Annotated in this window: 27 protein-coding genes; 13 read left to right on the top strand and 14 right to left on the bottom strand. The window is 66.3% G+C overall.

Annotation, left to right across the window (positions count from 1 at the left end; translation table 11 throughout):
- Positions 1–4 precede the first annotated feature (4 nt).
- From J2Y55_RS06215 to der, 6 genes are all read left to right on the top strand, one after another.
- A complete protein-coding gene (locus J2Y55_RS06215) occupies positions 5–550 on the top strand; it encodes a peptidylprolyl isomerase (protein WP_310149304.1) in 546 nt (181 codons plus the stop codon).
- A 37-nt stretch (positions 551–587) separates the two neighbouring features.
- Positions 588–1,235: a hypothetical protein gene (locus tag J2Y55_RS06210; RefSeq protein ID WP_310149302.1), complete on the top strand. Its 648-nt coding sequence runs from the start codon at positions 588–590 to the stop codon at positions 1,233–1,235.
- Positions 1,235–1,705 (top strand): peptidylprolyl isomerase, encoded by a 471-nt coding sequence (locus J2Y55_RS06205; RefSeq protein ID WP_103716935.1) that lies wholly within the window; start codon positions 1,235–1,237, stop codon positions 1,703–1,705. The genes J2Y55_RS06210 and J2Y55_RS06205 overlap by 1 nt, the downstream gene beginning before the upstream one ends.
- 8 nt (positions 1,706–1,713) lie before the next feature.
- Positions 1,714–2,799 (top strand): tRNA preQ1(34) S-adenosylmethionine ribosyltransferase-isomerase QueA, encoded by a 1,086-nt coding sequence (gene queA, locus J2Y55_RS06200; protein ID WP_310149286.1) that lies wholly within the window; start codon positions 1,714–1,716, stop codon positions 2,797–2,799.
- 219 nt (positions 2,800–3,018) lie between these two features.
- Positions 3,019–3,681 (top strand): tetratricopeptide repeat protein, encoded by a 663-nt coding sequence (locus J2Y55_RS06195; protein WP_310149283.1) that lies wholly within the window; start codon positions 3,019–3,021, stop codon positions 3,679–3,681.
- 153 nt (positions 3,682–3,834) lie between these two features.
- Positions 3,835–5,250, top strand: a complete 1,416-nt coding sequence (der, locus tag J2Y55_RS06190; RefSeq protein WP_310149280.1) for a ribosome biogenesis GTPase Der — start codon at positions 3,835–3,837, stop codon at positions 5,248–5,250.
- Positions 5,251–5,467: 217 nt separating this feature from the next.
- On the opposite strand, the gene J2Y55_RS06185 is transcribed toward der, so the two are convergent.
- The 11 genes from J2Y55_RS06185 to rpsF form a co-directional block, all read right to left on the bottom strand.
- Positions 5,468–6,301, bottom strand: coding sequence for a tetratricopeptide repeat protein (locus tag J2Y55_RS06185; protein ID WP_310149277.1), 834 nt, complete (start codon positions 6,299–6,301; stop codon positions 5,468–5,470).
- A gap of 45 nt (positions 6,302–6,346) precedes the next feature.
- On the bottom strand, positions 6,347–7,087 hold the full coding sequence (locus J2Y55_RS06180) for an SDR family NAD(P)-dependent oxidoreductase (protein WP_310149275.1): 741 nt from the start codon (positions 7,085–7,087) through the stop codon (positions 6,347–6,349).
- A gap of 19 nt (positions 7,088–7,106) precedes the next feature.
- Positions 7,107–8,579 carry an amidophosphoribosyltransferase gene (gene purF, locus J2Y55_RS06175; RefSeq protein ID WP_310149272.1) on the bottom strand — a complete coding sequence of 491 codons (1,473 nt, stop codon included), beginning with the start codon at positions 8,577–8,579 and terminating at the stop codon, positions 7,107–7,109.
- 44 nt (positions 8,580–8,623) lie between these two features.
- Positions 8,624–9,307 (bottom strand): CvpA family protein, encoded by a 684-nt coding sequence (locus J2Y55_RS06170; RefSeq protein ID WP_310149269.1) that lies wholly within the window; start codon positions 9,305–9,307, stop codon positions 8,624–8,626.
- A 107-nt stretch (positions 9,308–9,414) separates the two neighbouring features.
- The gene (radA, locus tag J2Y55_RS06165; protein ID WP_310149266.1) at positions 9,415–10,812 is read right to left on the bottom strand and encodes a DNA repair protein RadA; all 1,398 of its coding nucleotides are present in this window, start codon (positions 10,810–10,812) and stop codon (positions 9,415–9,417) included.
- Between the two features lie 99 nt (positions 10,813–10,911).
- Complete coding sequence (alr, locus tag J2Y55_RS06160) at positions 10,912–12,042, bottom strand: alanine racemase (protein WP_310149263.1); 1,131 nt, start codon at positions 12,040–12,042, stop codon at positions 10,912–10,914.
- On the bottom strand, positions 12,039–13,526 hold the full coding sequence (locus J2Y55_RS06155; RefSeq protein WP_310149260.1) for a replicative DNA helicase: 1,488 nt from the start codon (positions 13,524–13,526) through the stop codon (positions 12,039–12,041). Before J2Y55_RS06155 ends, alr begins: the two co-directional genes overlap by 4 nt.
- Before the next feature lie 167 nt (positions 13,527–13,693).
- Positions 13,694–14,257: a 50S ribosomal protein L9 gene (gene rplI, locus J2Y55_RS06150; RefSeq protein WP_092165833.1), complete on the bottom strand. Its 564-nt coding sequence runs from the start codon at positions 14,255–14,257 to the stop codon at positions 13,694–13,696.
- A gap of 35 nt (positions 14,258–14,292) precedes the next feature.
- The gene (locus J2Y55_RS06145; protein ID WP_310149257.1) at positions 14,293–15,234 is read right to left on the bottom strand and encodes a hypothetical protein; all 942 of its coding nucleotides are present in this window, start codon (positions 15,232–15,234) and stop codon (positions 14,293–14,295) included.
- A 162-nt stretch (positions 15,235–15,396) separates the two neighbouring features.
- Positions 15,397–15,642 (bottom strand): 30S ribosomal protein S18, encoded by a 246-nt coding sequence (gene rpsR, locus J2Y55_RS06140; protein ID WP_038367644.1) that lies wholly within the window; start codon positions 15,640–15,642, stop codon positions 15,397–15,399.
- A gap of 3 nt (positions 15,643–15,645) precedes the next feature.
- Positions 15,646–16,116, bottom strand: a complete 471-nt coding sequence (gene rpsF, locus J2Y55_RS06135; RefSeq protein WP_069691695.1) for a 30S ribosomal protein S6 — start codon at positions 16,114–16,116, stop codon at positions 15,646–15,648.
- 328 nt (positions 16,117–16,444) lie between these two features.
- Here rpsF and fabD point away from each other — a divergent pair, with 328 nt between their 5' ends.
- From fabD to gmk, 7 genes are all read left to right on the top strand, one after another.
- Positions 16,445–17,389 (top strand): ACP S-malonyltransferase, encoded by a 945-nt coding sequence (fabD, locus tag J2Y55_RS06130; protein WP_310149252.1) that lies wholly within the window; start codon positions 16,445–16,447, stop codon positions 17,387–17,389.
- A 31-nt stretch (positions 17,390–17,420) separates the two neighbouring features.
- Positions 17,421–18,158, top strand: coding sequence for a 3-oxoacyl-[acyl-carrier-protein] reductase (gene fabG / locus J2Y55_RS06125; protein WP_310149250.1), 738 nt, complete (start codon positions 17,421–17,423; stop codon positions 18,156–18,158).
- A 259-nt stretch (positions 18,159–18,417) separates the two neighbouring features.
- A complete protein-coding gene (locus J2Y55_RS06120) occupies positions 18,418–18,651 on the top strand; it encodes an acyl carrier protein (protein ID WP_054207921.1) in 234 nt (77 codons plus the stop codon).
- 54 nt (positions 18,652–18,705) lie between these two features.
- Positions 18,706–19,971 carry a beta-ketoacyl-ACP synthase II gene (fabF, locus tag J2Y55_RS06115; protein WP_310149243.1) on the top strand — a complete coding sequence of 422 codons (1,266 nt, stop codon included), beginning with the start codon at positions 18,706–18,708 and terminating at the stop codon, positions 19,969–19,971.
- Positions 19,972–20,117: 146 nt separating this feature from the next.
- Positions 20,118–21,506 (top strand): endolytic transglycosylase MltG, encoded by a 1,389-nt coding sequence (gene mltG, locus J2Y55_RS06110; RefSeq protein WP_310149237.1) that lies wholly within the window; start codon positions 20,118–20,120, stop codon positions 21,504–21,506.
- A gap of 240 nt (positions 21,507–21,746) precedes the next feature.
- A complete protein-coding gene (locus J2Y55_RS06105; RefSeq protein WP_310149235.1) occupies positions 21,747–22,628 on the top strand; it encodes a YicC/YloC family endoribonuclease in 882 nt (293 codons plus the stop codon).
- Between the two features lie 6 nt (positions 22,629–22,634).
- Positions 22,635–23,282: a guanylate kinase gene (gene gmk / locus J2Y55_RS06100; RefSeq protein WP_092165811.1), complete on the top strand. Its 648-nt coding sequence runs from the start codon at positions 22,635–22,637 to the stop codon at positions 23,280–23,282.
- 45 nt (positions 23,283–23,327) lie between these two features.
- On the opposite strand, the gene J2Y55_RS06095 is transcribed toward gmk, so the two are convergent.
- The 3 genes from J2Y55_RS06095 to pdxA form a co-directional block, all read right to left on the bottom strand.
- Positions 23,328–24,227: a Bug family tripartite tricarboxylate transporter substrate binding protein gene (locus tag J2Y55_RS06095; RefSeq protein WP_310149228.1), complete on the bottom strand. Its 900-nt coding sequence runs from the start codon at positions 24,225–24,227 to the stop codon at positions 23,328–23,330.
- Between the two features lie 306 nt (positions 24,228–24,533).
- The gene (gene rsmA, locus J2Y55_RS06090) at positions 24,534–25,382 is read right to left on the bottom strand and encodes a 16S rRNA (adenine(1518)-N(6)/adenine(1519)-N(6))-dimethyltransferase RsmA (RefSeq protein ID WP_310149224.1); all 849 of its coding nucleotides are present in this window, start codon (positions 25,380–25,382) and stop codon (positions 24,534–24,536) included.
- Positions 25,379–26,395, bottom strand: coding sequence for a 4-hydroxythreonine-4-phosphate dehydrogenase PdxA (gene pdxA / locus J2Y55_RS06085; protein ID WP_310149221.1), 1,017 nt, complete (start codon positions 26,393–26,395; stop codon positions 25,379–25,381). Before pdxA ends, rsmA begins: the two co-directional genes overlap by 4 nt.
- Between the last annotated feature and the right edge of the window lie 28 nt (positions 26,396–26,423).

Genomic DNA, 26,423 nt, shown 5'->3' with positions numbered 1-26,423 from the left:
GTCTATGCTGCGCAGCTCTCTCGCCGCTCTCGCCCTCATCGCCTCGCTCGGCATCGCCCAGGCCCAGGCACCGGACCCGGCCAATACACTGGTCCTGGAGACCAAGGACGGGCCGGTGACGATCCGGCTGCGGCCCGATCTCGCGCCCAAGCATGTTGCGCAGATCAAGGCGCTGACCAAGCGCGGCTTCTATGATGGCATCGTCTTCCACCGCGTCATCGACGGCTTCATGGCCCAGACCGGCGACCCGACAGGCACCGGCACCGGCAAGTCCGATCTGCCGAACCTGCCGGCCGAATTCACCCCGACGCCTTACAAGGTCGGCTCGGTCGGCATGGCCCGCTCGCAATCGCCGGATTCCGCCAATTCCCAGTTCTTCATCTGCTTTGAGGGCTGTGGTTCGCTGACCGGCCAGTACACGCTGTTTGGCGAGGTCGTCTCCGGCATGGATGCCGTGCGCAAGATCAAGAAGGGCAGCCAATCGGCCAATGGCCAGGTTACGAACCCTGACAGGATCGTCCGCATGCGCCTGCAGGCCGACGCCAAGTAACGGCCAAACCACACATAGGGCCAGTCAGGGGAGGGCCGTGACAATGCTGCGCGCGGCTCTCACCTGTCTCGCTCTGCTGCTGGCCGCCGGCTCGGCCGGCGCGCAGGATACGCGCGATCTCGGCCTGCCGCCGCCCTCCGGGTCGCAAAATCCCGTCTTGCCGCCAGCGTCCGGTTCGCAGAATCCCATCCTGCCGCCGCAGTCGGGGCAGCGCTACATGCCTGGCGTCGGCGGTCCGTTCAGCGGAGATGATATACCCGGCAGCGGCTATCGCAGGATCAGGCCGCCGCGTGAGTCGGGCAGCGGCGAGGTCGGTGTCGTGGGAGGGCTTGCGCCTTCGACGAAACCGTTCGAAGGCGAGGCACTCGCCCGTCTCACCGATATCGCGCCCGCTTTGCGGCGCTGCTGGCATCCACCCATCGTCGACGGTCCCGATACGGGCGTCATGGCGACGGTCAGGTTCAGTCTGCGCCGCGACGGCTCGCTCTTCGGCCAGCCGCGTGTGACCTGGGAAACCAGGCGGACCGACCCGGCCCTGCGCCAGCGTTTCACGGACTCCGTCGTCGCTGCTGTTCGCGATTGCACACCGATGAGGTTGTCGCCGCAGCTCGGAGCGAGTATCGCGGGGCGACCTTTTTCCATTCGCTTCCACGGCCGCGCGCCGTTCACAGAAAGGCAGATCTGATGTCGCTCGATCCCGAGAACACCCTCGTCATGGAAACCACCAAGGGCAAAGTCGTCATCAAGCTGCGCCCCGACCTTGCTCCCGGCCATGTCGAGCGCCTGAAGACGCTCTCGCGCCAAGGCTTTTATGACGGCATCGTCTTCCACCGCGTCATCGACGGCTTCATGGCCCAGGTCGGCTGTCCGCATGGCACCGGCACCGGCGGCTCGGACCTGCCCGACCTGAAGGCCGAGTTCAATGCTGAGCCGCATGTGCGCGGCATCTGCTCGATGGCCCGCTCGCAGAACCCGAACTCGGCCAACAGCCAGTTCTTCATCGTCTTCGACGACGCCCGCTTCCTCGACAAGCAATACACCGTCTGGGGCGAAGTCGTTGAAGGCATGGAGAACGTCGACAAGATCAAGCGCGGCGAGCCGGTGCGCGACCCCGATTCCATCGTCTCGATGAAGGTTCTGGCCGACGCGGCCTGATCCAAGCTGTGGATGTCGGGCTCTTCGATTTCGACCTCCCCGAAGACCGCATCGCGCTGAGGCCCGCCAGCCCGCGCGATGCGGCGCGTCTGCTCGTCGTCAGGCCCGATGCGCCCGAGCCTTTCGAGGATCGCGGCTTCCGCGATCTTGTCGGCCAGCTCCAGCCGGGTGATGCGCTTGTCCTGAACGACACCCGCGTCATCCCCTCGCGGCTGCGTGGCCGCCGCTTCCGGGGCGAGACTTCCGCCGGCATCGAGATCATGCTGCACAAGCGCGAGGGCGCCGATCGCTGGCTCGCCTTCGCCCGCCCGGCCAAGAAGCTCACTATCGGCGAGAGGATTGTCTTCGGCGAGGCCGGAGCAGGCAATGTCTGCGAACTCGGCCGGCTCGAAGCGGAGATCCTGTCCAAAGGCGAGGGCGGCGAGGTCGAGCTGCGCTTCGCTCTGTCGGGGCCAATGCTCGATGAGGCTATTGCACGGCTCGGCGAATTGCCGCTGCCGCCCTATATCGCCGGCAAGCGCCCGACCGACCAACAGGATGCGAGCGACTACCAGACCATGCATGCCCGTGAGGACGGCGCGGTCGCCGCTCCGACGGCTGGCCTGCATTTCACGCCGGAGCTTGTCGCCGCGCTCGAGGCGCGCGGGGTCTCGCGCCACCTCGTGACGCTGCATGTCGGAGCGGGGACCTTCCTGCCTGTGAAGGCGGAAGACACAAGCGAGCACCGCATGCATGCCGAATGGGGCAGCGTCTCGGCCGAGACGGCCGCTGCGCTGAATGCGGTCAAGGCGAAGGGCGGGCGCGTCGTCGCGGTCGGCACGACCTCGCTACGGCTGCTCGAAAGCGCCACTGGCGAGGACGGCATCATCGCGCCTTTCTCCGGCGACACCGCGATCTTCATCACGCCGGGCTATCGTTTTCGCGCCGTCGACCTGCTGCTGACCAATTTCCACCTGCCGCGCTCGACACTGTTCATGCTGGTCTCGGCCTTCTGCGGCCTCGACATGATGAAACGCGCCTATGCCCATGCGATCGCGGAGAATTATCGCTTCTACTCCTATGGCGACGCCAGCCTGCTGCATCGCGGCGCGTAGCCCTCATCCTGAGGAGCAGCCGCAGGCTGCGTCTCGAAAGATACTCCAGACGGTTCCAGAGCCTCCGGGACCATCCTTCGAGACGCGCTCCCTACGGAAGCGCTCCTCAGAATGTGGGCTGGAGAGTCCAAAGCCTATGCGGGTCGGTGTCGTGTTCCGGCTCGCAATCGCCGCGCGGAAATGCTAACCGGCACGGCAACAAGGGAATTCTGACGGGCCATGGCCGATATTTTTCGCGAAATCGATGAAGAGGTGCGCCGCGACAAGGCGGCGGCCATCTGGAGCAAATACGGCAACGTCTTCGTCGCGCTGGCCGTGCTGGCCGTGCTCGCCGTCGCGGGCTGGCAGTATTGGCTGCATCGCGAGAACCAAGCCTCCCAGGCCGTCGGCGCGCGGCTCGAAGCCGCGCTGAAATCCTCGCGCGACGGCAATGGCGCGGAGGCCGAAACGATCCTGAAGGAGCTCACTGAGGGCGCTCCCGCCGGCTATCGCCAGATCGCGCGTTTCCGTCTTGCTGCCGAGACCGCCAAGCGCGATGCCGCTGCCGGTGTCACGGCTTTCGATGCGCTCGCCAATGATGGTGGGCTCGATCAGCTCTATCGCGATCTGGCGCGCCTGCGCGCCGGCATGCTGCGCGTCGATCTTTCGCCCTATGCCGAGGTCAAGACGGCGCTGGAGCCGCTGGTGACGCCTCAGGGCGTCTGGCGCCACTCGGCGCGGGAGATGCTGGGCATCGCCGCGCTCAAGGCCAATCTGTTCGAGGATGCCGGGCGCTGGTTCGATGCGATCGTCACCGACCCGCTGGCGCCGCAGGTGCTGCGCCAGCGCACCGATCTCTACCTTGCTCTGGTTCGCGGCGGTGCAGTCGAGACGAAGAACTGAGTTCCCACGAACGAGGTTTGCGAGAATTTCATTTGTAGCGCTGGTCATCCCAGGCGACCCTAAGGGGACCCGGGGTGACCATGCGTTTTTATCGGCTGCGAAGGAGCCAACGTCGTTGGACCACGCAGGCGAAACAGGAATAGTTGACACGCAATGACCGCCATCGTCGCCATCATCGGCCGCCCCAATGTCGGCAAGTCGACGCTGTTCAACCGGCTCGTCGGCAAGAAGCTCGCGCTCGTCGACGATCGGCCCGGCGTGACGCGTGACCGGCGCGAGGGCGAGGCCTCGCTCGGACATCTGCGCTTCAACGTGATCGATACGGCCGGTCTGGAAGAGGCCGACAAGGATTCGCTCCTAGGCCGGATGCGCGCGCAGACGGAAACCGCGATCGCCCAGGCTGACGTCATCCTGTTCATGATCGATGCGCGGCTCGGTCTCACGCCGATGGACCAGCCCTTCGCCGATCTGGTGCGCAAATCCGGCAAGCCCGTCATCCTGCTCGCCAACAAGGCCGAGGGGAAGAAGGGGCTGGACGGCATCTTCGAATCCTATGCGCTGGGCCTTGGCGATCCCGTGCCGTTCTCGGCCGAGCACGGCGAGGGCACGTCCGACCTGCTGGAGGCGCTCGCGCCCTTCGTCGATGACGAGCCGGAAGAGGAAGAGCCCTTCGACGAGAGCTATGGCGACAAGCGCTGGGTCGATGCCCCGGCCGCCGCCGGCGAGGAAGACGAAGAGTACAACGATCCGAACAAGCCGCTGCGCGTCACCATCATCGGCCGCCCCAATGCCGGCAAGTCGACACTGGTCAATCGCATGATCGGCGAGGAGCGTTTGCTGACCGGCCCTGAGGCTGGCATCACCCGCGACACCATCTCCGTCGACTATGAATGGCGCGGCCGCCCCGTAAAGCTGTTCGATACGGCCGGGATGCGCAAACGCGCCCGGATCGAGGAAAAGCTCGAGAAGATGTCGGTGCAGGACGCGCTACGTGCGATCCGCTTCGCCGAGGTCGTCGTCGTGTTGCTGGATGCCACGATCCCGTTCGAGAAGCAGGATTTGACGCTCGTCGACTTCACCGAGCGCGAGGGCCGCACCGTCGTCATCGGCCTGAACAAATGGGATCTCGTCGCCGACAAGAATGGCTTGCTGGCCGAGTTGAAGGAGAAGGCCAAGCATCTGCTCGCGCAGGTGCGCGGCGTGCCGATCGTGCCGCTTTCCGGGCTTGCCGGCGAGGGCATCGACCGCCTGATGCAGGCCGTGTTCGAGAGCTACGACGTCTGGAATCGTCGCGTCTCGACGGCCCGAATCAACCGCTGGCTGGAAGGCGTGCTCTCGGCCCATCCGCCGCCAGCCGTCGCAGGCCGGCGCATCAAGATCCGCTACATGACGCAGGCCAAGGCACGCCCGCCGACCTTCGCGCTTTTCGGCAACCAGCTCGACCATCTGCCGGTGTCCTACACCCGCTATCTCGTCAACAATCTGCGCGAGGCCTTCGAACTGCCGGGCACGCCGATCCGCCTGCATACGCGCGGCGGCGAAAACCCCTACGACAAGGGCAAGAAGTAGCGCGAGGTTCGGCGGGCGCGCGCCGTTTCTTCCCTTCTCCCCTGGCGGGAGAAGGTGGCGCGCAGCGCCGGATGAGGGGGCGCCGTGCCCTGTCCGGCTGGCGTCGTGTTCGGCCAAGCGGAAAGCTCACCGCGCGCCCTCATCCGTCATGGCTTCGCCATGCCACCTTCCCCGCGAGGGGGCAAGGGAAACGCCACTTCGCCCGAAGTCTTGCCGCCTACCGCGATGACGGGGCGGTATTTCTCGACGACAGCTCGCCTAGCTTGGCCTCGTCGGCTCGCGCCCCGTCCTGATCGCCAGCTGCACGCCTGGCTGCGGCGCGGAAGCGATAATTGCCATCCGAATCGGGGGCGAGACGGATGGCTTCACCGAAATCGGTGATGGCCCGGGCGGTGTCGCCCTTGTTGAAATGGGTCAAGCCGCGAACGGTCCAGGCTTTTTCCAATGCGGGCGCCAAGGCGATAGCTCGATCGAGGTCGGTGAGAGCCCTGTCCGGCTCTCCGAGCGAGGCTCGAATCGATGCGCGCGTGACAAGGAAATCCGCTTGCGACGGGTCGAGGCGGATGGCCGTATCGAGGTCGCGCAAGGCCCGCCGAAGGTCCCTCATATAGAGCAGATGCGCCTTGCCGCGCTTGGCGAAGGCGACGGCGAGGGTCGGCGCAAGGGCGATGGCCCCGTCGTAATCGGCAAGCGCGCGGGCGTAGGCATCGCCGGTTCCCGGCGCGAGAAGGTCCCCACGATCGAGGAGGGCGGTTGCGAGCTCGCCGCCCGCGAGGCCTCCAGTGTCGATCAGTCGGTTGCAGGCCGCAAGAGCCCGGTCGTGGCGAGCGATGATCTCCTGCGCTTGCGCGATCAGCGCCTGCGCGTCGGCCAATGGCACCGCGAGCGACGGCTCGGAGCCGGAGCGGCAGGTTCGGCGCAAGTCCTCAACCGGGGAGGCGGACGGGGCGCCGGGGCCGCCATCCGCTACGGCTTGCCCCGTCATCATCACGGCCGATGCCAGGCCGAGAGCGGCAAGGGCGGGCAGCAACGGGGCTGAGCGTGCGAGCATCATCACTCCAACGGTCGAGCCGTCCGGCCTGTCGATAAGGCGCCCTCAGGCCGGCATTTGCGGCGTCAACACCTTTCCCTGCGGGAAATCGAAGATCTTGCCGGTCTGGCTCCATGCCGGCGAGGCGATCTCGACCAGATGCGGCGCCAGCTCCTCCGGCGTCCTGAGCGTCAGCGGATCCTCGCCCGGCATCGCCTCGGCGCGCATCTTGGTCCGCAGCGGGCCCGGATTGACCAGCATCACCTTCAGCGGTGTCGTCACTGTCTCGGCGGCATAGGTGCGCGCCATCGCTTCGACGGCGGCCTTCGAGATCGAATACGGCCCCCAATAGGCCAGGCATTTATGCGCGGCGCCGGAGGACATCAGGATCACGCGGGCTGCGTCCGAGGCCTGCAGCGCCGGCTCGACCGATTTCAGCAAGCGCCAATTCGCCGTGACATTGGTGTCGAACACGTTGGCCCATTCCTTCGGCGAGGCATGGGTCAGGGGCGTCAACGGCCCCAGAATGCCGGCATTGGCCAGGAGGATGTCGAGCTTGCCCCAGCGCTGCAGCAGGGCAGGGCCAAGCTTCTCGATCGCGGCGGTATCCGCGAGGTCGACCGGGACGAGCGTCGTGCTGCCGCCTAACGCCAGAATCTCGTCGTCCAGCTCTTCGAGAGCCCCGGTGGTGCGGGCAAGCGCGACGACATGCGCGCCGGCCCGGGCGAAGGCGAGCGCGGCTGCCCGGCCGATGCCGCGCGATGCGCCGGTGACGAGCGCGACGCGCCCTTCCAAAGGCTTGGACATGGAATTCCTTGAGCGGGGATCAGCCGGCTTCGGCCAGCAGCGAAATCTGCTGCTTGGCGCTCTCGCCGATCACATCGGTCAGTGAGGTCGGGTAATCGCCGGTGAAGCAATGGTCGGTGAATTGCGGGCGGACGGGGTCGCGTCCGGCATGGCCCATGGCGCGATAGAGCCCGTCGACCGAGAGGAAAGCCAGCGAATCGGCGCCGACGAACTGGCGCATTTCTTCGAGCGAATGCGTCGCGGCGAGCAGTTTTTCGCGGTCAGGCGTGTCGATGCCGTAATAATCGGGATGAGTGATCGGCGGCGAGGAGATGCGGAAATGCACCTCGCGTGCACCAGCCTCGCGCATCATCTTGACGATCTTCAGCGAGGTCGTGCCGCGCACGATCGAATCGTCGACGAGCACGATGCTCTTGCCCTCGACGACGCTGCGATTGGCGGAATGCTTCAGGCGCACGCCGAGCTCGCGGACCTTCTGCGTCGGCTCGATGAAGGTACGGCCGACATAATGGTTGCGGATGATGCCGAGCTCGAAGGGAATGCCGCTTGCCTGGGCGAAGCCGAGCGCGGCGGGCACGCCGGAATCGGGCACGGGCACGATCACATCGGCATTGGCGGGGGCCTCAGCTGCGAGCTGGGCGCCCATCTGCTTGCGGCGCTCATAGATGCTGCGGCCCTTCACGATGGAATCGGGCCGGGCGAAGTAGATGTACTCGAAGATGCAGGGCCGCTCGGCCATCGGTGGGAACGGCTTGTGGCTCTCGATGCCGCTCTCGGAAATGACGACCACCTCGCCGTTCTCGACCTCGCGGACGAATTTTGCGCCGATGATGTCGAGCGCGCAGGTCTCGGAGGTCAGGATCGGGCAGCCGTCGAGCTCGCCCAGAACCAGCGGGCGGATGCCGAGCGGATCGCGGGCACCGATCAGCTTCTTGTTGGTCATGCCGACGAAGGCATAGGCGCCCTCAATCTGGCGGATGGCCTCGACGAAGCGTTCGATGAAGCGCGGTTTGCGGCTGCGCGCGACGAGTTGGAGCAGCACTTCGGTGTCCGAGGTCGACTGATAGATCGCGCCGTCTCGCACGAGGTTGCGCCGCAGCGTCAGGCCGTTGGTCAGGTTGCCGTTATGCGCGACCGCGAACCCGCCGCCATGGAGCTCGGCGAAGAGCGGCTGGACGTTGCGCAGGATGGTCTCGCCCGTGGTCGAATAGCGGACATGGCCGATGGCCTGCTTGCCCTTGAGCTTCTCGATGACGGAGACTTCCGAGAAGGCGTCGCCGACGAGGCCGAGCCTGCGCTCGGAGTGGAAGCGCTTGCCGTCGAAGGTCACGATGCCCGCTGCCTCCTGGCCGCGATGCTGCAGGGCGTGGAGGCCCAACGCCGTCAGCGCGGCGGCGTCGGCATGTCCGAAGATGCCGAAGACGCCGCATTCCTCCCGCAGCCGATCTGCATTGGGGTCAAAAGCGGCTTCGGCTTCGGTCTGCAGCGTCATCACGGGCTCCAATGCGGCAGGACTGGGAGGTCTCTACGCTCGAATTACGGACGGGGTTGGGCAGGCGTCGTGGCTTTGCCAGCTTCGATCACCCGCTGCAATGCCTGCTTGTCGTTGGCATTGGGCACTTGGGTGCGGCGCTGTGGGTCGGCGGTCGGGTTGGCGGGGGCGCGAGGCTCCTCGGCCGGCGCCTCCGTCGGCTCCTCGCCCGTCTTCGGCTTGAGCATCTTCTTGATCATGTCGGAGTTGATGTCTTGCGGCAGCATCGTCAAGAGCGAGCGGCCGGTTTCCTCGAGAATCGGGCGGGCGCGCGCATCCTTGGCCCAGGACGGCAGGTTCTTCTCGGGCAGCAGCGCGCTGAAGAACAGATAACCGACGACGGCAAGCAGCAGGCCGCGACCGGCGCCGAAGACGAAGCCGAGCGTGCGATCCAGTGCGCCGATGCGTGAATCCAGCACGAAGTCCGAAATCCGCGCCGTCACCAGCGAAACCACGATCAAGGTCACCAGGAACAGCGCCGCGATCGAGGCGATCAGGGCGATGGTGTCATTGGGGATGTACTGCTTGGCGAGCGGCAGAAGCTGCGGGTGGAAGACCCAGGCCACGGCGGCCGCGGCGACCCAGGAGGCAATCGCCAGCACTTCACGCGTCAGACCGCGCACGGCGGCCAGCAATGCCGAGATCAAAACCACGCCGACAACGACGAGATCGAGGATGGTGACAGGCATGGACGAGCCGCTTCGCTTAAGAACTCAGGAAGGCCTGCATGAAATGGGCGGGCCACATCGTTTTTGCTATACGCGCTCGCATGGCCTGCGTCACCATTGCGTCCGAGTCATTTCACATCTCTGCGAGGTGCACGCGCCGCGATATCGGCAACAAGCTCCGTGACATGGCCGAAGCGCCGCAGCATCAGCCCGCCGCCATCGCCCGTATCTGCGCCGCCTGAAGGCATCAGCGCCGATTCGAAGCCAAGCTTGGACGCCTCCCGAAGCCGCGCGGGCGTGACTGACACCGGCCGAATCGCGCCCGACAGCGCGATCTCGCCGAAATAGACCGATTCCGGCGGCAGGATCGCCCCGCTCAGCGATGAGACCAGCGCGGCGGCGACCGCCAGATCCGCGGCGGGCTCGTTGACCCGCAAGCCGCCCGCGACATTCAGATAGACATCGTGCTGGCCAAGCTTGAGCCCGCCATGTGTCTCGAGCACGGCCAGCACCATGGCCAGGCGGCTGTTATCCCAGCCGACGACGGCACGGCGCGGCGTGCCCAGCGAGGTCGGAGCGACCAGGGCCTGGATCTCGACCAATACCGGCCGCGTGCCCTCGATCCCGGCGAAGACGGCCGCGCCTGGCGCCGCCTGATCCCGGTCCGCGAGGAAAAGCGCCGAGGGATTGGTGACCTCCGACAGGCCCATCCCGGTCATCTCGAAGACGCCGATCTCGTCGGTGGGGCCGAAACGGTTCTTCTGGGCGCGCAGGATGCGGAAGGCATGCGCGCCTTCGCCCTCGAAGGAGAGCACGGCGTCGACCATGTGCTCGACGACGCGGGGGCCGGCGATCTGCCCGTCCTTGGTGACATGGCCGACGAGAATCAGGCAGGCGCCGCTGGTCTTGGCATAGCGGATCAGCGCCTGCGCCGAGCCGCGAACCTGGGTGACGGTGCCCGGCGCGCTCTCGACTTCGCCCGACCACATGGTCTGGATCGAATCGATCACCACCAGGGCAGGGCGGCTGCCCTGGCCCAAGGTCGCGATGATGTCCTCGACATTGGTCTCCGCCGCCAGGTCGACCGGGGATTCCGCCAGCCCCATGCGCTCGGCGCGCAAGCGGACCTGGCCGGTCGATTCCTCGCCGGAGACATAGACGACGCGGCGGCCGGAGAGCGCGAGAGCGGCGCAGGCCTGCATCAGCAAGGTCGATTTGCCGATACCGGGATTGCCGCCGATCAGCAGCACCGAGCCCGGCACGAAGCCGCCACCGGTGACGCGGTCGAGTTCGCCGATGCCGGCCTTGATGCGCGGCGCATCCTGCGTGTCGCCCTTCAGCGTCTCCAGGGCGAAGACGCGTCCGCGCGCCTTGCCGTTCGATGAGGTGCGGCCACCGGGAACAGGCGCGGCCTGGGCTTCCTCAGATAGCGAGGACCAGGTGCCGCAAGCGTCGCATTTGCCTTGCCAGCGATGATAGACCGCTCCGCAAGCCTGGCAGATATAGGTCGGACCGCGCTTGGCCATCAGCCGTCATTCTCTGGCGAAGCGAAGTGCAGACCCGAGAATCGCTTGCAGGAGATGCTCGGGTCGAGCTCGAGCATGACGCGCCGATGGCGGGTCATCTCAAAGCCCGACATAGCGGCGTGCGTAACGCCGGCCGAGGCTGGTCAGGATCTCGTAGCCGATCGTCTTGGCCCCGGCTCCGACCGTCTCGATATCGAGTGGGCCGCCGACCAGGGTCACGCTCTCTCCGCGAGCCGCCGCTCCGGCCGGGGCGTCGGTAACGTCGACGATGATCAGATCCATCGAGACGGAGCCGACGAAGGGACAGATGACGCCGCCGACCAGCGCCGAGCCGCCCGTGACGCTATCCGTCCAGCTCGCATTGCGCGGGTAGCCGTCGGCATAGCCGAGGCAGATGGTGGCGAGCTTGCGCCGGCTCTTGGCCGTCCAGCGGCCATTATAGCCGGCCTGCGTACCGGCCTCGACCTCGCGCAACTGGATGATGCGCGCCTCCAGGCCGATGACGGGCTGCATCGGGTTGGCCTGGCCTGGTGTCGGGTTGCCGCCATAGAGCGCATAGCCTGGCCGGGTCAGCTGATAGGATGGGCAGTCCTTCAGGAAATGGCCGGAGGAGTTCTTCAGCGAGGCCGGAGTGTCGGGGAATGCGGTCGCGATCTCGGCGAAGGCCGCGATCTGGCGGGCATTGGCCGGGTCCGCCTCGTCCTCGGAGGAGGCGAAATGGCTCATCACCAGCCCGATCCCGGCAGCCGCGATCACGCCGCTGCGCTCGCGGGCCAGATTGAGGCCCTCGCCGGGCCAGAGCCCGAGCCGGTTCATCGCGGTATCGACATGCAGCGCCGCTGGCCGGACCTGCGCGCCGGTCTGGCGAAAGGAGGCCCATTCCAGCAGTTCCTCATGCGAACCGAGCACGGGCGACAGCCCGTGTTCCGCATAGACGCCGCATGTGTCGGGCAAAAGCCCGTTGAGGATATAGACCGCTGCATCGGGGGCAACGCTGCGCGCCCGGATACCCTCGGAGAGATGCGCGACGAAGAAGCTGCGGCAGCCGGCTTTGGCGAGCGCCGTCACTGCCGGTTCGATGCCGATGCCATAAGCGTTCGCCTTGACCACGGCGCCGGCTTCCGTGCCGGCACGCGCGCCCAGCGCCCGCCAATTGGCGACCAGCGCGCCAAGGTCGACGGTGAGGATGGCGCCGGCGGTCGCGGCGTCGGTCGAATCGAAGGTGCTCATTCGCGATCCGGGAGTCGGAGGTCGTCAGCGCGGTCGGAGAAGCGCGTCACCTCGGCGTCGAACTGGAGCGCGATCGCCCCGGTAGGACCGTGGCGCTGCTTGCCGATGATGAGCTCGGCCACGCCATGGGCGGCTTCCATCTCGATTTGCCACTTGTTGTGCTCTTCGGTGCCGGGGCGCGGCTCCTTGCCCTTGAGATAGTATTCGTCGCGATAGACGAACATCACGACGTCGGCGTCCTGCTCGATCGAGCCCGATTCGCGCAGATCCGAGAGCTGCGGGCGCTTGTCGTCACGGCTTTCGACCTGACGCGAGAGCTGCGAAAGCGCGATGATCGGAACGGCAAGCTCCTTGGCCAGCGCCTTCAGGCTGGTGGTGATCTCGGTCAATTCCTGCACACGATTCTGGCTGTTCTTGGACGAGCCGGAGAGGAGCTGCAGATAGTCGATGAAGAGGGCGTCGAGCCCCTTCTGGCGTTTCAACCGGCGGGCGCGGGCAACGAGCTGGGCGATCGAGATGCCGCCGGTCTGGTCGATATAGAGCGGCAGCTTCTCGATTTGCGCCGCGACATCGGTCAAGCGCGCGAAATCCGCCTCGGTGATGCGGCCCTGCCTGATCTTGTAGGAGGAGATGCCCGACTGCTCGGCGACGATGCGCGTCGCGAGCTGGTCGGCCGACATTTCGAGCGAGAAGAAGGCGACGATGGCGCCATCGACGGTCTTGAGCGTACCGTCCGGCTGCCGCTCGCCGCGCCAGGCCTTTGCCATGTTGAAGGCGATGTTCGTTGCAAGCGACGTCTTGCCCATGGCGGGGCGGCCGGCGAGCACGATCAGGTCGGAGGGCTGCAGGCCGCCCATGCGCTGGTCGAGATCGCGCAGGCCCGACGAGATGCCCGAGAGGCCGCCGGCGCGCGCATAGGCGTTGGCCGCCATGTCGATCGCGGTGCGCAGCGCGTTGTCGAATTTCTGGAAACCGCCCTCGTAGCGGCCCTTTTCGGCGAGCTCGTAGAGCTTGCGCTCTGCGTCCTCGATCTGCTCGCGCGGCGCCATGTCGACCGGGGCGTCATAGGCGACATTGACCAGCTCCTCACCGACGCCGATGAGCTGGCGGCGGATGGCGAGGTCGTAGACCGTGCGGCCGTAGTCCTGCGCGTTGATCACCGTCGTCGCCTCGGCCGCGAGGCGGGCGAGATATTGCGAGGCGGTGATGCCGCCGAGGTCCATCTCGCCGACAAAGGTCTTGAGCGTGATCGGCGTCGCGATCTTGCCGGCGCGGATAAGGCTCGACATCAACTCGAAGACGCGCTGGTGGATCGCCTCGAAGAAATGGTCCGGCAGCAGGAAGTCGGAGACGCGATAGAAGGCGTCGTTATTGACCAGGATCGCGCCCAGCAGCGCCTGCTCCGCCTCGATGTTGTGGGGCTGGACGCGGTACTCGGCCTCGCGGTTCTCGAGGCGGGCAACGAGGGCGGTGGCGGTGGCCATGGTCTGCGGACAGGTTCTGTCAGGGATGAGTCGGAACGTAGTTTAGTCTAGCACCCTGACGGTTTGCGCCAGCACCGAATCCGCAATCCACGGCACTCCACAGCCGCCAAACGAAAAGGGCGCCATGTTGCCATGGCGCCCTTGACTCGATGCGAAATCGAGAAAGCTCAGCGATCGTCCTCGCCGGCTTCCGCCAGGGCCGCACCGACCTCGAGGCCGAGATCGTCGAGGTCGAATTCCTCGCGAGCCGTGACGTTCTCGCCGCGCACCTGGCGCTCGGCTTCTTCAGCCGAACGGGCGACGTTGATCGTGACCGTGACCGAGACTTCCGGATGCAGCACGACCGGGACGGTGTGCAGGCCCAGCGTCTTGATCGGGGCGTTCAGCGTCACCTGGCTGCGGGCGACGTGGAAGCCGTCGGCGGTCAGGGACTCGGCGATGTCGCGGGTCGAGACCGAGCCGTAGAGCACGCCGGACTCGCCCGACTGGCGCAGGATCACGACCGAGTGGCCGTTCAGCGTCTCGGCGACGGTCTCGGCTTCCGACTTCAGTTCGAGATTGCGGGTCTCGAGCTCGATGCGCTGGGTCTCGAAGCGCTTGCGGTTGTCTTCGGTGGCGCGCAGCGCCTTGCCGCGGGCGAGCAGGTAGTTGCGGCCGAAGCCGTCGCGGACGCGCACGACTTCACCCATCTGGCCGAGCTTGGCGACGCGTTCGAGCAGGATCACTTCCATGGTCTTAATCTCCGTTTTGAGTTGGGTTGATGGGCTTAGGCGTTGGGTGGTGGAGGCAGTGCAACCCGCTTGCGCAGGCCGAGAAGGGTGTCGAGCAGGCCCGCCAGAGCCAAAAGTGGCGTCAGGACGGCTTGCATGACGATGAGCGCGACATAGACCGAGACGAGCATCGGCGTGCGCCAGGCCTTGCCGCGCGAGGCGTCGTGCAGGAGCGCGAGCCCACTGAACATGAAGGCGGCAAGCAAGGCCCCGGTCATCGCCGCGCCGGCGACGCCGACGAAGCCGCCGAGCGAGGCCGTCACCATGGCGAGCACCAGCAGCAGCAGCGCCTGGCGCGGCAATGTGGTGGCGGGAATGAACGGCCAGGGCCGCGGCAGCCGGCCGGAAATGCGGACCGCCTTGGCGGCGATCCAGAGATTGGCGGTGATCGTGGTGACGAAGGATGCCCCGATGCCGACCGGAACCGCTGGCGCGAGGCTCTGGGCGAGCTCCGGCAGCCGGACATCGGCGGGCAGCGCGATCAGCTTGGCGCGCACCATCTCGGTGAGCAGGTTTTCGATGATGCGGGCGATGACGGAGCGATACGCCTCGTAGTCCGTCGTCATCACGAGCGCGCTGCCGACGGTGACAAGCGCGGCCGTGCCGGCGATCCAGAGCAGCAGCCGACCGAGCGGATACCATTCGACAGCGCCCGCCTCCTCGCGCGCCAGCAAGGCGAGATAGGCGATCCACCAGGCCGGCACGGCAATGATGACGGCAAAGCCAACCCCGGCGGTGAGGCTGAGCGCCACGGCGACCGCAAGCGTGCCCGCGGCGATGGCCACGAGACCCGCGCGGTGGTTCCAGCCGAGCGCTGCGATGAAGATCGGGAGGGGAGCGGCGGAATACAGCAATGCCGCCAGCGGCGATCCAGTGATCACCACCGCGAAGAGCAGGGCCGCTACCAGGCCCGCGCCGATGCCGACGATCGGAAGCATGCTTTCGTCCTGCTGTCCCGCTGTTCGCTAGCCTTCCGGCCCGACAGGGTGAGAGGCTTTTCGCCTCAACATACCCGGTGGAGTTTCACCACTGGGCGACCATGGGTTGTCGTTTCGATGAACCGGCGGCGCCGAGGCGCCGCCGGGTAGTCTCAAACCCGCTCAGCGGATGACGTAGGGCAGCAGGCCAAGGAAGCGGGCGCGCTTGATCGCCTGGGCGAGCTCACGCTGCTTCTTGGCGGAGACCGCCGTGATGCGCGACGGCACGATCTTGCCGCGCTCGGAGATGTAGCGCGAGAGCAGGCGCACATCCTTGTAGTCGATCTTCGGAGCACCCTCACCCGAGAAAGGGCAGGACTTGCGGCGGCGGAAGAAGGGGCGGCGAGCGCCGGCTGATGCAGTCGACATGGCTCAGACCTCCGCGCCAGTGGTTTCGGTGACTTCGTCGTCGCGACGCGGACGGTCGCGGCGAGGGCCACGATCGCGGTCGAAACGGTCACCACCGCCGCCTGGGCCTCCACGATCGAAGCGGTCACCCCGATCGCCACGGTCGTCGCGGTCACGCTTCTGCAGCATGGCCGACTGACCCTCTTCGAGCTCCTCGACGCGGACGGTCAGGAAGCGCAGGACGTCTTCGTTGATGCGCATCTGGCGCTCCATCTCCAGCACGGCGGCGGAGGGGGCGTTGATGTTCAGCAGCGAGTAATGCGCCTTGCGGTTCTTCTTGATGCGGTAGCCGAGCGACTTGACGCCCCAGTACTCCACCTTGGGAACCGAGCCGCCATTCGCCTCGATGATGCCCTTGAACTGCTCGACAAGGGTTTCGACCTGCTGCGCGCTGACGTCTTGTCGCGCGAGCAGGACATGCTCGTACAATGCCATTGAGTGGCCTTTCTGTTTCACCCTGCTTCGCCCGGCGCGGAGCCCTCCGAGCCCTGGAACAGGCCCGACAGGATTTCATCGAAGGCGGAGACACGGGATGACGGTCCTTACTAGGAACCTGCGGGCGAAAGCCCGCCATCCGTTCAGCCTCCGGCCGAACAAGCAGAAGCGGGTCGTTACAGGCTGACGACGCCTCGCGCAACCAAAATCAGTGCAAAGAACCCATCTGGACAGCGGAAATGTTGCATGAGTTGCTTGACGGGAGCTCTCCAGCAATGTGACAGCGCCGTCTTGATCACTATGGCGTGACGATCGAGGTTAGCCTGAAATGACCACAGCGTTCATCTTTCCCGGCCAGGGTTCCCAGGTCGTGGGCATGGGCAAGAGCCTGGCCGAGGCCTTCCCCCAGGCGAAAGCCGTGTTCGACGAGGTCGATGCGGCGCTCTCGCAGAAGCTCTCCACCCTGATGTGGGAAGGGCCTGCCGAGGACTTGACGCTGACCGCCAATGCGCAGCCGGCGCTGATGGCCGTCAGCCTCGCCGTCGTTCGCGTGCTCGAGGCCGAGGTTGGGCTCGACCTGAAGCGCGCCGCAGCCTTCGTCGCCGGCCACTCGCTCGGCGAATATTCGGCGCTCGCTGCGGCCGGGACCTTCAGCATCACGGATGCGGCGCGCCTGCTGCGGATCCGCGGCGACGCCATGCAGAAGGCGGTGCCGGCCGGGCAGGGCGCCATGGCGGCGCTTCTGGGGGCGGAGCTTGATCTTGCGCGCTCGATCGCCAGTGACGCCGCGCAGGGCGAGGTCTGCGAGGCGGCCAATGATAATGGCGGCGGTCAGGTCGTGCTGTCGGGCGCCAAGGCGGCGATCGAACGCGCCATCGCGCTTTCCGGCGAGCGCGGCGTCAAGCGCGCCATGCTGCTGCCGGTGTCCGCGCCCTTCCATTGCGCCCTGATGCAGCCTGCGGCCGAGGCCATGCGCGCCGCGCTGGCGGAAGTCTCCATGCAGGCGCCGGTCGTTCCGGTGATGGCGAATGTCGGCGCCGCGCCGCTGAGCGATCCGGCCGCCATTCGCGCCTCATTGGTGGCGCAGGTCACCGGCACGGTGCGCTGGCGCGAATGCGTGCTGGCGATGGCTGATGCTGGCGTCACGGAATTCGTCGAAGCCGGCAGCGGCAAGGTGCTGGCCGGCCTGATCAAGCGGATCGCGGCTGGCACCGCCACCATCTCCGTCGGCACGGCCGACGATATCGCGAATTACAAAACCCGGAACGGGTGAAACGGCGGGGCGCCGAACACAGGGAGAGACCATGTTTGATTTGACGGGCAAGAAGGCCCTGGTTACCGGCGCGACCGGCGGCCTGGGTGGCGCGATCGCGCGGCAGCTGCACAGCCAGGGCGCGACCGTGGCTCTCTCCGGCACGCGGATCGAGGCCCTGGAGGCCCTGGCTGCCGAGCTCGGCGAGCGGGCTGTGATCGCGCCCTGCAACCTGTCCGACAAGGAATCGGTCGAGGCGCTGGTGCCGGCGGCGGAAGAAAAGCTCGGTGGGCTCGACATCCTCGTCAACAATGCCGGCGTCACGCGCGACAACCTGTTCCTGCGCCTGAAGGACGAGGATTGGGACAGCGTCATCGCCGTCAATCTGACCGCAGCCTTCAGGCTCTCGCGCGCGGCCGTGAAGACGATGATGCGCCGCCGCTATGGCCGTATCATCTCGATCGGCTCCGTCGTCGGGACGACCGGCAATCCTGGCCAAGGCAATTACGCGGCCTCCAAGGCTGGGCTGATCGGCATGTCGAAAGCGCTCGCGGCCGAGGTCGCCAGCCGCAACATCACCGTCAATATCGTCGCGCCGGGGTTCATCGAGTCGCCGATGACGCAGGCGCTCAACGAAAAGCAGCGCGAGGGCATCTTGTCCGACGTGCCGATGGGTAGGCTGGGCTCGGGGGCAGATGTTGCTGCCGCGGTTGCCTATCTCGCCAGCAATGAGGCCGCTTACGTGACGGGGCAGACCCTGCACGTCAACGGTGGAATGACAATGATTTGAATGGCTTGATAAAGCTTTTCAAAAGTTTTCAAAGAAGGTTTTGTACTCTCGCCAGCCCCCGCGGCCTGTGTTACTGAGCGCCGTCGCGCTGCAGCGCAGATGCCGAGGGGACTTGACGAGGACCCGGTTGTTGCGTTTGTGCAGGCTTCGAGAGTTCCGGCCCGCCGGCACCATTCTGGTGAGGCGGGATACGGGAAGTGCAATTCCCCTTTACGCGTCGCGATCCAGCGGTGTGTTTCAAGCTTTAAGGAAGAGACCCATGAGCGATGTCGCCGAGCGCGTGAAGAAGATCGTGGTCGAGCATCTCGGCGTCGAGCCGGAGAAGGTCGTGGACGGCGCGAACTTCATCGAGGATTTGGGCGCTGACAGCCTCGACACCGTCGAGCTCGTGATGGCCTTCGAGGAAGAGTTCGGCGTCGAGATCCCCGACGATGCAGCCGAGACGATCGTGACCGTCGGCGACGCCGTCAAGTTCCTGTCGAAGACCGCCTGAGCAGCCTTCAGGTCGCTCGCCGCCGAAAGTCCCATGGTTTCACGCAGTTTTACGATGCGACGTGTCGTCGTCACCGGCCTTGGCATGGTGACGCCGCTTGGATGTGGCGTCGAGCCGACTTGGGCTCGCATTCTGTCCGGCGCCAGCGGCGCCGGGCCGATCACGAGTTTTGACGCGAGCGATCTGCCTGCGCGGATCGCCTGCAACATTCCACGTGGCGATGGAACCGACAGCACGTTCAATCCCGACGATTGGATGGAGCCGAAGGAGCAGCGCAAGGTCGATGATTTCATCGTCTTTGCGATGGCAGCGGCCAAGCAGGCGCTGACCGATGCGAACTGGGCGCCCGAGAGCTATGAGGACCAGACTGCGACCGGCGTCGCGATCGGTTCCGGCATCGGCGGACTCGGCGGTATCTATGAGGCTTCCATCCTGCTGAAGGAGCGTGGTCCGCGCCGACTCTCACCCTTCTTCATCCCTGGCCGCCTGAGCAATCTGGCGGCAGGCTATGTCTCGATCGAGAACCAGCTCAAGGGCCCCAACCACGCGGTCGTGACGGCCTGCTCCACCGGCGCTCATGCGATCGGCGACGCTGCCCGCATGGTCGCGCTCGGCGATGCCGAGGTGATGGTGGCCGGCGGCACGGAATCGGCGATCAACCGGCTCGGCATTGCAGGCTTCTGCGCCTGCCGCGCATTGTCGACCGGTTTCAACGACACGCCTGAGAAGGCTTCGCGTCCTTATGACAAGGACCGCGACGGCTTCGTCATGGGCGAGGGCGCCGGCGTTGTCGTGCTGGAGGAACTCGAACATGCCCTGGCGCGCGGTGCCCGTATCTATGCCGAGATCACCGGCTACGGCATGTCGGGCGACGCCTATCACATCACCTCGCCTTCGGAAGACGGCGACGGCGCTTATCGCTGCATGTCCGCGGCGTTGAATCGGGCGGGGCTGACGGCATCCGATCTCGATTACGTCAACGCGCACGGCACCTCGACGCAGCTCGGCGACGAGATCGAACTGCGCGCAGTCGAGCGGCTTCTGGCCAATGCCTCGCGCAAGCCGGCGATGTCGTCGACCAAATCGGCCACGGGCCACCTGCTCGGCGCCGCCGGCGCGATCGAGGCGATTTTCTCGATTCTGGCGATTCGCGACCAGATCGCACCGCCGACGATCAATCTCGACAATCCCTCCGTCGAGACCGATCTCGATCTCGTGCCACATGTCGCCAAGAAGCGCCGCATCGACGCTGTGCTGTCGAATTCCTTCGGCTTTGGCGGGACTAACGCCTCGTTGGTGATGCGGCGCTACATCGACTGAGCTCCATGTTTCGGGGGGCAGCGCGCTTTCGCCATAATTTCTGCTAGTCTGCCGGTCGAAACCACGACAGGCTGGCTTGCTGGTCGTACCCGTCTCGCTGGCGGCACCAAGCCTGTATCAATTTGAAGAAATGCGAGCGCCGAACCGTGAACCAGTCGCCCCGCGTCGCCCCCAAGAGCCCCAGCGAGGCACTCAAGCCGGTCGCTCCGCCCGCGCCGCCGCCGAAGGCGCGCCGCCGCCGTCGCAGCCCCTTCATCGCCATGATGAGCGGCCTGTTCACGGCGCTGCTGGTTCTGGCGGGCGTTGTCGGCGCCGGCATTGCCGTGATCGGCAGCCAGAGCAAGGCGCCAGGCCCGCTCGCCAGCGACCGTGTCCTGATCATCCCGAAGGAAAGCGGCCTGACGGAGATCTCCGATCTCCTGCTGCGCGAAGGCTTGATCGAGCATCCCTGGGCCTTCCGCGTCTCGGCGCTGGTGACCGGCAACTGGACCAAGCTCAAGGCCGGTGAGTACCTGTTCAAGGCCCGCGCCAGCCAGCAGGAGATTCTCGACATCATCGCCGAGGGCAAGGCCGTCGAGCATTCGATCACGGTGCCGGAGGGGCTGACCAGCGAGCAGATCATCGCCAGGCTGAAGGACAACGACCTTCTGACCGGCGATGTGATCCAGGTGCCGCGGGAAGGCTCTATCCTGCCCGATACCTACAAGTTCCAGCGGGGCTCGACCCGGCAGGCCATCGTCGACCGCATGACACGCGATCAGCGTATCGCCCTCAACGCGATCTGGATCAAACGCCCCGCCGATCTGCCGATCAAGACGCCGCAGGAACTGGTGATCCTGGCCTCCATCGTCGAGAAGGAGACCGGCCGCGCCGATGAACGGCCGCGCGTCGCCGGCGTCTTCATCAACCGCCTCAACCGCAAGATGAAGCTCCAGTCCGACCCGACGATCGTTTACGGCATCGTCGGTGGCAAGGGCACACTCGGCCGCTCGATCCAGCGCAACGAGATCACCCAGGCAACGCCCTACAACACCTATGTCATCGACGGGTTGCCGCCCGGCCCGATCGCCAATCCAGGCCGCGCCGCCATGGAGGCCGTGGTCAATCACTCGCGGACCAAGGAGCTCTATTTCGTCGCCGACGGCAGCGGCGGCCATGCCTTCGCCGAGACGCTGGACCAGCACAACCGCAATGTCGGGCGCTGGCGCCAGCTCGAGGCAGGGCGCCGCGAGCCGGGCAAGCCGCCATCGGAATCCTCCGTCGACAAGGTCGAGCCGCCGCCGGCGCCCGATACGCGCACCGAGGCGCCCGGACCGCAGCGGGCCAACACCGATGCGGATGATGTCGAGACCTTCCCGACCCCGGGGAGCCGCCGTGCGGGGGCTCCTGCGGCTCAGCCGGGCGCCAACGTCCAGGCCGGCGTCACCGGACGGGCCCGCGCCTTCGACGCTTCGGAAGGGACACCGCGCGATCCGCTGCTGAACAAGAGCTTCGATCTGAACAGCCCCAAGCAGGTGCCTTCGCTGCGCCCCTGAGCCATCCGGGCGCACTATCCACATCCCGACCGAGGCGTCGCGGCGGCAAGCCTTGCTCGCCGGGATAGCTATCACTAGAGCAGGATGCGAAAAAGTGGGAACCGGTTTTTCGCATCGATCCTGTTCTCACTTTTTGATGAGAGACGGATTCTGATTTCAGCTGGGACCACTTCGTGATTCCATCAGACATCATCCGGCTCTAGGGTCCGCCGCGTTGTTGCGGCAGAGGCAGGGATTTCCATGGCCATCGAGAGCATGACGGGATTTGCCCGCGTCGCCGGTACGGTGGGCATCCATGCCTGGGCCTGGGAGATCCGCAGCGTCAACGGGCGTGGTCTGGATGTACGCGTGCGTGTGCCGCCGGGGTTCGAGAGCATCGCCGAAGCCGCGCGCAAGCGCATCTCCAGCGCCTTTTCGCGTGGGACCCTGCATGTGAACCTCGCTGTGACCAGCGATGCGGGCCCGCCGCGTCCGCGGATCAACGAAGCGGCTCTCGCCACGCTTCTGGAGGCGGTGTCGCGCCTGCCCGCGTCGGATGCCATTCGCCCCGCCTCCTATGACGGGCTGCTCGGCATTCGCGGCGTGGTCGAGTTCACCGAAGAAGCCCAGGACGCGCTCGGAGCGGTCGAGGCATCCGCGCTGAAGGGATTGGAAGCCGTCGTGCTGGCCTTGAAGGAGGCGCGGGCAAGCGAGGGACGTGCGCTCGAAGCCGTGCTTTCCGGGCATCGTGACAGCATCGCCCGTCTCACGGCAGAGGCCGAGAGCCATCCCGCCCGCGGCGTCGATGCGATCCGTGAGCGCCTGGCCACACAGCTGCAGGCGCTGATGGAGGCAAGCCCGGCACTGGATCCGCAGCGCTTGCATCAGGAGGCGGCCCTGCTGGCGGTCAAGGCCGACATCCGCGAGGAGGTCGATCGTCTGCACGCCCATGTCGCTGCCTTGCAGGTGCTGCTCAACCAGGGTGGCGCGATCGGCCGCAAGCTTGATTTTCTCTCGCAGGAGTTCGGCCGCGAGGCTTCGACCCTCTGCGCCAAGGCGGGTGATGCGGGCTTGTCGCGGATTGGCCTGGAGCTACGGACCGTCGTCGACCAGATGCGCGAGCAGGTGCAGAATGTGGAGTGAGCGCTGATGGCTGACGCCGTTCGCCCGGCCCGTCGCGGGCTTATGCTGATCCTGTCCTCGCCTTCCGGCGCGGGAAAATCGACGCTGACGCGCAATCTGTCGCAGAACGAGAACAATCTCGATTTGTCGATCTCGGTGACGACGCGGCTCAAGCGCCCCTCCGAGATCGACGGCGTGCATTACCGCTTCATCGATCGCGCGACGTTCGACGCCATGCGCCAGCACAACGAGCTGCTCGAGTGGGCCGAGGTCCATGGCAATGGCTATGGTACGCCGCGCAAGGATGTCGAGACGTCGCTCGCCGATGGCCGGGACGTGCTCTTTGACATCGACTGGCAAGGCACCCAGCAGATCGTCAAGAAGGCCCGCGAGGACGTCGTCACCATCTTCATCCTGCCGCCTTCCATGGCCGAATTGCGCTCCAGGCTCGTGCGCCGCGCCGAGGATGCTCCCGAGGTCATCGCCAAGCGCCTCGGCAACGCCCGTGACGAGATCGCGCGCTGGGAGAAATACGACTACGTCATCGTCAATGACGATCTCGGTGCGGCCTATGAATCGATCAAGGCGATCCTGACGGCGGAGCGGCTCAAGCGCAGCCGGGCGACTGGCCTCAAGGATTTCGTCGATCGCCTGCTTGGTGAGGCTCTGCCGTAGCAGCCAGAACATCGGCCCGAAAAGCGGGATCCGGCTCTAGCTGTGTCAGTTCGGCTGAATGCCCACGTCGCGGACGAGCTTGGACCAGCGTGCGCTGTCGGCCGCGATCACCGCCGAAAGCTCGGCTGGCGAATTGCCTATCGGCGTTGCGCCCTGGGCCTGCATGGCCTCCGCAACATCGGCGGATCTGATCGCCTGGGACACGGCTTCGTTCAGCTTCGCGACGATCGGGCCCGGCGTCGCCGCAGGCGCCATCAGCGCATACCAGGAGACGGCCTCGAAGCCCGGCAATCCGAAGGCCTCGGCGATGGTCGGTAATTCCGGCATCACCGGGCTGCGCTGCGCACTGGCGAGCCCGAGCGCCCGCAACTGGCCGCTATCGATCAAGGGCTTGGCGGTTGAGAGCTGTGCAAAGATCAGGTCGACATCGCCGCGCAGGACGTCGGTCAGGGCCGGCGCGACCCCGCGATAAGGCACATGCGTCATGGATAGGCCGGTCGACCGGGCCAACAATTCGGCGGCAAGATGGGCCAGGCTGCCAGCGCCGGGAGACGCATAGGTCAGGCCTCGCTGGTTCGGGCCGGGCCGCCCGCGCGCCAGCATGTCTTGCGCGGTCGCGATCGGCGATCCGGAACCAACGACCAGTACGTTCTCGACGGTGGCGATCTGCGTGATCGGGGTGAAATCCTTGACCGGATCATAGGGCAGATTGGCAAATAGCGCCGGATTGACCGCTGCATTGCCGACCGGCATCAGCGCCAGCGTGTAGCCGTCAGGCTCCGCCTTGGCGACGGTGGCCATCGCCGTGTTGCCTTGGGCGCCGACCCGGTTCTCGACGATGACCGGCTTGTTCCAGCGTTGCGTCAGCTTCTCGGCGACGATGCGGGCAAGCGCATCGGGCGCTCCGCCCGCCGCGAAGCCGACGACGATCCGGACAGGCCTCATTGGATAATCCGTCGGCTGGGCTTCAGTCGGGCGAGCGCCCGCCAAGCTGATAGCGACCGTGATGCAGCTCAACAGGGACGCGATGGCGCGGCGCATCGGCGCGACCTCCTGACGGCGAACCATGGCATCGGCCCAAAACCTGGGAGCCGGCTTTCGGGCGGGCCGATGCAAGATCAAGGCCTTGGACCACCGGCATCCGTCTCTAGAACGTTTTCGAGCGAAGTAGGTGCCGGTTCGCGTGAAGAATACGCGTTAAAACAAAGGGGTAGAGCAGTTTTCGATCCAAATGGATCGGAATCTGCTCAATCAACGCTGCCGCGCCAAGGCGTTGGCGAGCCGCACGAAACCCGAGACCGGAATCTCCTCGGCCCGGGCCGTCGGCGCAAGTCCGGCTTCCTCGATCAGCGGCAGCGGATCCGACAGGATCGGCTTCAGGCTCTGGCGCAGCATCTTGCGCCGCTGGCCGAAGGCAGCAAGCGTGACCCGCTCGAGCAGGCGCCGGTCGCAAGGCTCCGGCTCGGCGCGTGGAATGAGCTGCACGATCGAGGAGGTGATCTTCGGCTGGGGCACGAAGGCGGTGCGCGGCACGTCGAACAGAATTTTAGTGTCGCAAAGCCAGTTGCACAGCACAGCCAGCCGGCCGTAATCGGCGCGCTCCTCGGGTGTCGCCACGATCCGCTCGGCGACCTCACGCTGGAACATCAGCGTCAGCGATTGCCACCAGGGCGGCCAGGGGTCGAGGCTGAGCCAGCCCACGAGCAGCGGCGTGCCGATATTATAGGGCAGGTTTGCGACGATGCGGGCCGGTTTGCCGGCAAGATGGGGCCTGAGATCGACAGCCAGTGCGTCGCCGTCGATGACCTCCAGGCGGCCGGGGTAATGCGCGGCGATCTCCGCCAGCGCGGGCAGGCAGCGCCGGTCGCGCTCGATCGCGATCACCCGGCCGGCGCCGTTGGCGAGCAGCGCGCGCGTCAACCCGCCGGGGCCGGGGCCGATCTCGACCACGGTCTCGCCCTCCAGCGGGCCCGCCGCCCGCGCGATCCGTCCCGTCAGGTTGAGATCGAACAGGAAGTTCTGCCCGAGTGCCTTCTGGGCCATGAGGCCATGGCGCTCGACCACATCGCGCAGGGGCGGCAGGGTGTCGATCTGGCTCACGCCGAAGCCTGCACGGGTTGCGCCGCCATGCGTGCGGCAAGCCGCAGCGCGGCGCAGAGGCTGTCTGGCCGGGCGATGCCTTGCCCGGCAATGTCGAAGGCGGTGCCGTGGTCGGGAGAGGTTCGGATGAAGGGCAAGCCGAGCGTGACGTTCACCCCCTCGTCGAAGGCGATCGTCTTGATCGGGATCAGCGCCTGATCATGGTACATCGCCAGCGCGACATCATAGCCGGAGCGCGCCCGGGCATGGAACATCGTGTCGGCCGGGTAGGGGCCGCGCGCCTCGATGCCCAGCGCCCGCAACCTCGCGATCGCAGGCACAACCACCTCGTCGTCTTCGCGCCCGAGCGCGCCGCCTTCTCCCGCATGCGGGTTCAGGCCGCTGACTGCGATGCGGGGCGAGCCGATGCCGAAGCGGCGCGACAATTCACCGGCGACGATCCGACCAGTTTCGACGATCAGGTCCTGCGTCAGCGCATCCGGCACCGACCGCAGCGGGATATGGATCGTGACGGGAACGACCGCGAGGTCCTCGCACCACAGCATCATGACCGGGTGAGGCGGCGTGCCGCCATCGGCGGCGAGATGCGCGAGGAATTCCGTGTGACCGGGATGAGCGAAGCCGGCGGCGTAGAGAACGGATTTGGCGATCGGGTTGGTGACGACGGCAGAGGCCTGTCCTTGCCTCACAGCCGCGACCGCAGAGGTGATCGAGACGATCGTGCCCGCAGCCGATTCCGGATCCGGCTGCCCCGGCTTTGCTGCAACGGCGTGACCATGCGCGATGACAGGCAAGGCCTTCGCAAAGGAGCGGTTCACCGCATCCCATTCGCAGGAGATCAGCGGCACATCGAGCCCGAGCCTCTGCGCGGTCTGCGTGAGATGGTCGATATCCGTGATGCAGGCAAAGGCGGGCAGCGCGCGCTGTTCGCGTTCGCGCCAAGCCAGCAATGCGAGTTCTGGGCCGATTCCGGCGGGGTCGCCCTGCGTCAGGGCCAGGGGCGGCGCTGGCACCTTTGCCTCCGAGAGGGGTCGATGCCAG

Origin of the sequence: Allobosea sp. BE125 (genome assembly GCF_031456075.1) — a bacterium.
In the GTDB taxonomy this organism is placed as follows: domain Bacteria; phylum Pseudomonadota; class Alphaproteobacteria; order Rhizobiales; family Beijerinckiaceae; genus Allobosea.
The sequence above is the reverse complement of the archived record's forward strand: the minus strand, read 5'-3'. Positions and strand labels throughout refer to the sequence as shown.

Coding starts and splice junctions, on each gene's coding strand:
- J2Y55_RS06095 (WP_310149228.1), bottom strand. CDS start 24,227: ATGAGGCCTGTCCGGATCGTCGTCGGCTTCGCGGCGGGCGGAGCGCCC.
- J2Y55_RS06180 (WP_310149275.1), bottom strand. CDS start 7,087: ATGTCCAAGCCTTTGGAAGGGCGCGTCGCGCTCGTCACCGGCGCATCG.
- der (WP_310149280.1), top strand. CDS start 3,835: ATGACCGCCATCGTCGCCATCATCGGCCGCCCCAATGTCGGCAAGTCG.
- rpsF (WP_069691695.1), bottom strand. CDS start 16,116: ATGGCATTGTACGAGCATGTCCTGCTCGCGCGACAAGACGTCAGCGCG.
- J2Y55_RS06195 (WP_310149283.1), top strand. CDS start 3,019: ATGGCCGATATTTTTCGCGAAATCGATGAAGAGGTGCGCCGCGACAAG.
- alr (WP_310149263.1), bottom strand. CDS start 12,042: ATGAGCACCTTCGATTCGACCGACGCCGCGACCGCCGGCGCCATCCTC.
- J2Y55_RS06215 (WP_310149304.1), top strand. CDS start 5: ATGCTGCGCAGCTCTCTCGCCGCTCTCGCCCTCATCGCCTCGCTCGGC.
- gmk (WP_092165811.1), top strand. CDS start 22,635: ATGGCTGACGCCGTTCGCCCGGCCCGTCGCGGGCTTATGCTGATCCTG.
- J2Y55_RS06105 (WP_310149235.1), top strand. CDS start 21,747: ATGGCCATCGAGAGCATGACGGGATTTGCCCGCGTCGCCGGTACGGTG.
- J2Y55_RS06170 (WP_310149269.1), bottom strand. CDS start 9,307: ATGCCTGTCACCATCCTCGATCTCGTCGTTGTCGGCGTGGTTTTGATC.
- J2Y55_RS06205 (WP_103716935.1), top strand. CDS start 1,235: ATGTCGCTCGATCCCGAGAACACCCTCGTCATGGAAACCACCAAGGGC.
- rpsR (WP_038367644.1), bottom strand. CDS start 15,642: ATGTCGACTGCATCAGCCGGCGCTCGCCGCCCCTTCTTCCGCCGCCGC.
- purF (WP_310149272.1), bottom strand. CDS start 8,579: ATGACGCTGCAGACCGAAGCCGAAGCCGCTTTTGACCCCAATGCAGAT.
- J2Y55_RS06145 (WP_310149257.1), bottom strand. CDS start 15,234: ATGCTTCCGATCGTCGGCATCGGCGCGGGCCTGGTAGCGGCCCTGCTC.
- radA (WP_310149266.1), bottom strand. CDS start 10,812: ATGGCCAAGCGCGGTCCGACCTATATCTGCCAGGCTTGCGGAGCGGTC.
- J2Y55_RS06185 (WP_310149277.1), bottom strand. CDS start 6,301: ATGCTCGCACGCTCAGCCCCGTTGCTGCCCGCCCTTGCCGCTCTCGGC.
- J2Y55_RS06120 (WP_054207921.1), top strand. CDS start 18,418: ATGAGCGATGTCGCCGAGCGCGTGAAGAAGATCGTGGTCGAGCATCTC.
- fabD (WP_310149252.1), top strand. CDS start 16,445: ATGACCACAGCGTTCATCTTTCCCGGCCAGGGTTCCCAGGTCGTGGGC.
- fabF (WP_310149243.1), top strand. CDS start 18,706: ATGCGACGTGTCGTCGTCACCGGCCTTGGCATGGTGACGCCGCTTGGA.
- rplI (WP_092165833.1), bottom strand. CDS start 14,257: ATGGAAGTGATCCTGCTCGAACGCGTCGCCAAGCTCGGCCAGATGGGT.
- fabG (WP_310149250.1), top strand. CDS start 17,421: ATGTTTGATTTGACGGGCAAGAAGGCCCTGGTTACCGGCGCGACCGGC.
- J2Y55_RS06155 (WP_310149260.1), bottom strand. CDS start 13,526: ATGGCCACCGCCACCGCCCTCGTTGCCCGCCTCGAGAACCGCGAGGCC.